Annotated in this window: 10 protein-coding genes; all 10 read left to right on the top strand. The window is 51.7% G+C overall.

Annotated elements, in window-relative coordinates:
* The first annotated feature begins 69 nt into the window (after nt 1-69).
* The 10 genes from RDN66_RS06065 (at nt 70) to RDN66_RS06020 (ending at nt 5773) form a co-directional block, all read left to right on the top strand.
* Nucleotides 70-447 (top strand): HNH endonuclease, encoded by a 378-nt coding sequence (locus RDN66_RS06065; protein ID WP_308537696.1) that lies wholly within the window; start codon nt 70-72, stop codon nt 445-447.
* Entirely contained in the window at nt 444-1670 is a 1227-nt protein-coding gene (locus RDN66_RS06060; protein WP_308537694.1) for a hypothetical protein, read from the top strand. The genes RDN66_RS06065 and RDN66_RS06060 overlap by 4 nt, the downstream gene beginning before the upstream one ends.
* Nucleotides 1671-1891: 221 nt before the next feature.
* Nucleotides 1892-2125 carry a DinI-like family protein gene (locus RDN66_RS06055; RefSeq protein WP_308537693.1) on the top strand — a complete coding sequence of 78 codons (234 nt, stop codon included), beginning with the start codon at nt 1892-1894 and terminating at the stop codon, nt 2123-2125.
* Between the two features lie 268 nt (nt 2126-2393).
* A complete protein-coding gene (locus RDN66_RS06050; protein WP_308537692.1) occupies nt 2394-2993 on the top strand; it encodes a DUF1367 family protein in 600 nt (199 codons plus the stop codon).
* A complete protein-coding gene (locus RDN66_RS06045; protein WP_308537695.1) occupies nt 2993-3199 on the top strand; it encodes a hypothetical protein in 207 nt (68 codons plus the stop codon). The genes RDN66_RS06050 and RDN66_RS06045 overlap by 1 nt, the downstream gene beginning before the upstream one ends.
* A 2-nt stretch (nt 3200-3201) precedes the next feature.
* A complete protein-coding gene (locus RDN66_RS06040; protein WP_308537691.1) occupies nt 3202-3849 on the top strand; it encodes a recombination protein NinG in 648 nt (215 codons plus the stop codon).
* The gene (locus RDN66_RS06035) at nt 3846-4490 is read left to right on the top strand and encodes an HNH endonuclease signature motif containing protein (protein WP_308537690.1); all 645 of its coding nucleotides are present in this window, start codon (nt 3846-3848) and stop codon (nt 4488-4490) included. The genes RDN66_RS06040 and RDN66_RS06035 overlap by 4 nt, the downstream gene beginning before the upstream one ends.
* Nucleotides 4487-4624, top strand: a complete 138-nt coding sequence (locus tag RDN66_RS06030) for a YlcG family protein (protein ID WP_308537689.1) — start codon at nt 4487-4489, stop codon at nt 4622-4624. The genes RDN66_RS06035 and RDN66_RS06030 overlap by 4 nt, the downstream gene beginning before the upstream one ends.
* A complete protein-coding gene (locus tag RDN66_RS06025) occupies nt 4621-5310 on the top strand; it encodes a bacteriophage antitermination protein Q (protein WP_202217837.1) in 690 nt (229 codons plus the stop codon). Before RDN66_RS06030 ends, RDN66_RS06025 begins: the two co-directional genes overlap by 4 nt.
* Nucleotides 5311-5494: 184 nt before the next feature.
* Nucleotides 5495-5773 (top strand): hypothetical protein, encoded by a 279-nt coding sequence (locus tag RDN66_RS06020; RefSeq protein ID WP_308537688.1) that lies wholly within the window; start codon nt 5495-5497, stop codon nt 5771-5773.
* Nucleotides 5774-6000 lie beyond the last annotated feature (227 nt).

Below are 6000 nucleotides of genomic sequence, written 5' to 3'. Positions count from 1 at the left end.
CCGGTATTACACATTCATCCGACTCTCAGGTGCCGCCGCTGGCATCCAGGTTATCGAAGGAGGCGCATGATGGCACTGACGAAGAAACAGCGCGCAGACCTGCGCATGAAGTTCGGCGGTCGCTGTGCTTATTGTGGGTGCGAGCTTGGTGATAAATGGCACGCTGACCACGTCGAGGCGGTACGTAGAAATATCAGCAATGGCTACGCAATGGACAGGCCAGAAAATGACACGATCAGCAACATGGTTCCAGCATGCATACCCTGCAACCTGTTCAAAATGTGCAGCACCGTTGAAGACTTTCGTAGTCGCATAGCAACTCAGGTCGATGTGACGCGTCGAGCGTCAAGAAGTTACCGCACAGCGGAATCATTCGGCCTGGTTCAACCAACGAACGCGCCGGTAGTGTTTTGGTTCGAACAGTATCAGGAAGGAGCAGTGTCATGAGCACTATTACCAAACAGGCCGTGCAAGCAGTTGCCGATTTGAAAGCTGGTTACACCCTCGGTCACGCTGATGTGGCAATCCTGAACGAGCTGGCGCGTATCGCGCTGGCATCGCTCGAAGCGGAGGCTGTGTGCGTTATCGACCAGTCCAATCTTGATTATCTCAAATCTGGCGCTGATGCAGATGTATGGCCAGCATCCAGAAAAGAGATGGGTGATGTGCTTCTGTATCGCACCGCCCCTCCAGCGCCAGCAAAAGCAGAACCCGTAGCCTGGCTGTGGTCACACAGGAAACATCCAAGCGAAGTAACGCTTGTTCGGCCTGAAGATGATGAGAAAGCAGAAGGCGCTCATTGGTCATGGTGGAGTTGTCAGGCTCTTTATGCTGCACCGCCAGCGCCGGTATCTGTGCCTGATTTCCCTGAAATCCTGCCATGTCCGGTGATTCTGGAGCCAGGGTTGCGTTTTGACAAAGGCGTTCCGACAAAAGCAATGCTTGGTGCCCTGCAGCGTCGCGCAGAACATTACGCAGAGCTTGAGGCTATGACACCAGAGCAGCGAGCAAAGCATGATGCAGGTATGAAGGAATTCGCCGCCATGCTTCAGGGTGTCGATCGACCACAAAACGAAACGCAAAATATTCCGGAAAATATTCCAGCCACACAGTTTAAGCCGGTGGCAGATCTGTACGGCTTAACCTCACCAACTGGCAGTGAAACATCGTTCACTTTCGATGCTGTTGAAGCACGCGATTTTATTGGTGGCGGGTGGTCATGCCAGGAGTACGTGGAGCTTGAACGCTTTCAGGAGGCCGTGAGCGGCAACCCTCCGGTAACTCCGGATGGTTGGAGGGAAGAGGCAGAGAAGCTCGCAGAAGTGTACGGATCCGCTTTCGTCATATTCAGGCACGGAGAAGAGCCAGTATGTGCTGACTCGACCAAATTCTGGTTCGGATTCGACCCGGCAGCGCCAGATTTTCGGGAAAACTCGAGTTCGTCAACCAAGCATTTTCGGGAAATTACAAAAGCGTCAACCAATTGCCCTAAATGCGGAGGGCGTGGAGCTTATCACTGCCCGCAGATGCTTGGAACGGTCGAATGCGAATGTACTTTTCCGGCTGCACTACGGCGGGAGGTGAGTGGCAGGATTCAGGAAGAGAGGGCGCAGATTAGAGAAGAGATGGTCATGGGGGCTCGACTGACCAGGCATCGCTTCAAACCTTAACTACCATACAAGCGATATGGGAATTCCCATATCGACAATATAACCCGCTAAGAAAACTGTCCAACTTCTGGGGTGCAGTTCATACGGCGGGTTTTTTTATCGACATAAAAAACATAATGGAAACAAAGGGGTGACTTTCACAAAAAATGGCTTCCCGGGATTGATAAATCTTCCGGATGGGTATACTGTTTATTTATACAGTATTTCGAGCGGGAGGAATTATGAAGGTTGAAGTCACGATCGATAAAATGAAAAAGCTGCCTACTGGTGCTGAAGCCGCTCTGGAAATCGAGCTGCTGCGTCGGTTAAGCCAGAGCTATGAAGACTGCAAGCTGACTATCCGTCGCGCTGGTACCGATGGCCTCAGTGTCCTTGGTGGGGCTGACGGTGACAAAAAGCGTGTTGAGCAGATTCTTCAAGAAACATGGGAAAGCGCGGATGACTGGTTCTACTGAGCAGCGTGAAAACGACAGCACCTGGTATGATGTCGTTCGACGTGATGATCAGGTTGTCGTATACAGTTTTCCGACGGATGGCCGCTATCTCATGTACCGTCGAAATGGTCTGGTTTCTTTCCGCCCCTTACTCGAGGAGGAGGAAATTTTTACACTGAATGGATTTATGCAGTTTGCGGAGAGGATCGGCTACCGGGTAATTCCACCATCTGATATTATAATCTCATAGGCCTGAACAACCTATGCCTGATGCGCCACGGAGAACACCATGGCGCAGTTACAACTCATCAAGCAAAACTCTGGAATCCTGATCCCGGCCACGCCCGAGACCAGCGATATCCTGCAATCAAAAATCAAGCTTGGCGCCGTGCTGGTGGCTGAGTTCAAGCAGGTTCGCAACCCTGCATTTCACCGGCGATTCTTCGCGCTGCTTAACCTCGGCTTCGAATACTGGGAACCTGCCGGTGGCGCTATTTCGTCAAATGAACGCAGGCTGGTGACCGGTTATGCCAAATACCTGTCAGCATACGGTGGCAACGAAGGCGCGCTGCTGGATACCGCTGAACAGTACCTGGACCAAATCGCCAGCCGCCGCGTCACCAACGGCATCAGCCTGTGCAAATCCTTTGATGCTTACCGGGCTTGGGTAATCGTCGAGGCCGGGCATTACGACGCTATTCAACTGCCGGACGGCACGCTTCGCAAACATCCTCGCAGCATCTCTTTCTCCAACATGGACGAAACCGAGTTCCAGCAGCTGTACAAGGCCGCGCTCGATGTTCTCTGGCGCTGGATATTGTCCCGCACGTTTCGCACGCAGCAGGAAGCAGAGAACGCCGCAGCGCAGCTGATGAGCTTCGGGGGATGATGCCGATGAAATACAGCTGGTTCCAACATACCGACTGCACTACCGAACAGGCCGACGAGCTGGTGACTAACTACCAGCGCCGCGGCGTCAAAGTAGAACGCAGCCTGAACCGCGACAACATCACCTGGACTATCAGCGCGCGGCTGCCGGAAGGTGAGAAAGCGCCGCGCCCGAGCCGTGTCTGGCAAAGCAAGGCGTGGGGGTGAGTATGGCTAAGCTACCGCGCCGCAAGTGCGCCAACAAAGAATGCCGCCAGTGGTTCCACCCGACGCGGGACACGCAGACCGTATGCGGTTACGAGTGCGCCAGCGCCGTCGGCAAAGAACAGACAAGAAAAGCCCGGGAGGACGCGCAGCGCAAGGAATCAGCCAAACAGCGCGCTGCTGAGAAAAAAGAGCGCCAACGTCGCCAGAGGGCGCGCGAGTCATTAAAGACTAAATCCCAGTGGGATAAAGAGGCCCAGTCCGCTTTCAATCGGTACATCAGGATTCGTGATGAGGGGAAAGACTGTGTCAGCTGCGGCAATCCGCTCATTGGCAAAAGCAACTATCTGACTGGTAGCGCCATCGACGCCAGTCATTACCGTTCCCGCGGTGCTGCATCACATCTCAAATTCAACGTGTTTAACGTTCATTCAGCCTGCACACGGTGCAACCGCCAATTAAGCGGAAATGCCGTCGAGTACCGCATTCGTCTGATTGAACGCATAGGCCTGGAACGTGTCGAGCGCCTTGAATCCGACAACGAGCCTCGCCGGTTCGACATCCACTACCTGAAGAGAATGAAGTCAATTTTTTCCCGCAGAGCGAATGCTCTGAGTAAGCGTCGTCAAAAAGTCCAGGAGAGTGCTGCATGAAATGCAAAGTTGAAGGTTGTGATCGTGAATGCAAGCACTACCCGGGAAAGGGTATCTGTCAAATGCATTACTTCAGGATGATGCGCTACGGAACCTACGAACTTACAAAAGTTGGAAAGGGAAAGACCAGACAGAGGAATGCTAAGGGTTATCAGATGCTCAAAATGCCAGATCATCCGTTGGTAATGGCAAATGGGTTCGTTTATGAGCATCGGAAGGTTATCTATGACCGACATGGTGAGGCGTTACCTCCGTGTGAGAAATGCGGAAAGACTGTCACATGGAAGACGGTGCATATCGATCACATCGATGAGGTTGTAGACAACAATGACGAGTCAAATCTGAGGGTTCTTTGCCGTGCATGCAATGTCATGCGTTCTCGAGTGCATATTCCTGAGCACACGAAAAAAGGACGGTCATCCATCACCTTTGAGGGGATTACTAAGACGGCCTATGAATGGTCCCGCGACCATCGAGTTATGGTTTCTGCACCAACAATCATTCGGCGCATAAAAAACGGCATGAGCGTGGAGGAAGCTCTTTTTTCTCCGAAGATAACCCATAGACATACTCGAGCAAAAACCGTAATTCCCGCCTATGGGGAATACCAAGGGCCAAGGAAGAGCTGGGAGGCCGCATGACATTCGAATCCTATTTTGCCGATCACCTCCGCGTTCGCTGGCAGCGGCTGCGTTTATACCGTTTCGCAGGTTCAATCCTGACGGACTACCGGATACTGAAAAATTACGTGAAGACCATGGGCGGTGCAGTATGAACACTCAATACCTCGAATACGTGCGCCAGCAGCTGATGGTGGCCACGGCTGATTTAAGTGGGGCAACAAAAGGGCAATTGATGGCTTGGCTCGAAAACGCCCAGTTCGACACGAAAACCTTTAAGCGGAAGAAGCCTCGAGTATGGGATCCTGAAAATGAGAAATGGCAGGTTCTGGATAACCCACCAATCCCTGGCAAGCAGTCGCATGCCAAGGGATCGCATATCCCTCTGGTTCAGCCGGTAGAGTTCGCAACCGCATCATGGCGCCGCGCGCTGCTGTCACTCGAAGAACACCAGAAGGCCTGGTTGCTGTGGAACTACAGTGAGAACACCAACTGGGACCATCAGGTGGCAATAACTCAATGGGCCTGGACTGAGTTCAGCCAGCAACTGAAAGGCAAGCGGGTAGCGAAAAAGACCATAGACCGGTTACGCCAGCTCATCTGGCTTGCTGCGCAGGATGTGAAGGCGGAGTTAGCTGGGCGTGATGTCTATCAGTATGGCGATCTGGCTGCGCTGGTGGGCGTGAATAAAACGAACTGGTCCCAGAATTACGTGGAGCATTACGATGCGATGGTCAGCTTGTATAAGGGGCTGGACTCCAATGCTCTACATCATGTTTCGCGATCACGTTCACAACAAAAGGCAGCAAATTATCAGCAGGGTATTGCAGAAATGAACTAATTGGCATATATTTCGTGTAAATCTGATATTGTGCCATTGTTGTATGCATTGACAGGTAAAGATTTCAAAGCCTCGCCATCGTGCGGGGCTTTTTAGTTAGTCATGGCTAGATAGGCCAATCGAAAAGAGTTATCGTCAACTCCTGCCATGGCGAACCAATGACGAGCAACTAGACGAGGTTGTAATGCTGGTTTCAGAATTAATTTCAATCCTTCAAGAGTCCATTATGAAGAGTGGAGATATGGAGGTTTTGATTAAAGACGATGGGTACTTTTCCTGTGAAAGTGAGAAGGGGACGTACTATCCTCCTTTCATTGAGCCAGTTATTGTTAAGTTGGTCGAAGATTGTGTTGTACACGTAAAACCAGATACGGAATCATCAAGAGCCGCTCTCGATGAAATCTTAAATGAGGTTAAGTCAGGGCCGGCTTTGGTTATCGGTAAGACGGTTGACAGACCTTAACTAAGTATAAGTGCCGTTAGAGGTCACCTTAGGGTGGCCTTTTTCACATCTGCAATCCGGTCAGGTCTTTTGAGTGAATACGTGCTGCACGACACGTTGAATCTCATACGCGAGAGCTCTGAGCCAGATTCCATCTCTGGGCATTGAGGCAGGGTGCATATTAACCTCTCTGGTGTCGGTAGACATATCGGCCGTCTGCTCTACGAAACGGAGATCGCAACAGGTAA

Origin of the sequence: uncultured Kluyvera sp., from assembly GCF_902485085.1 — a bacterium.
GTDB classification, from domain to species: domain Bacteria; phylum Pseudomonadota; class Gammaproteobacteria; order Enterobacterales; family Enterobacteriaceae; genus Kluyvera; species Kluyvera ascorbata.
This window is presented reverse-complemented; position numbering and strand designations above follow the sequence as displayed.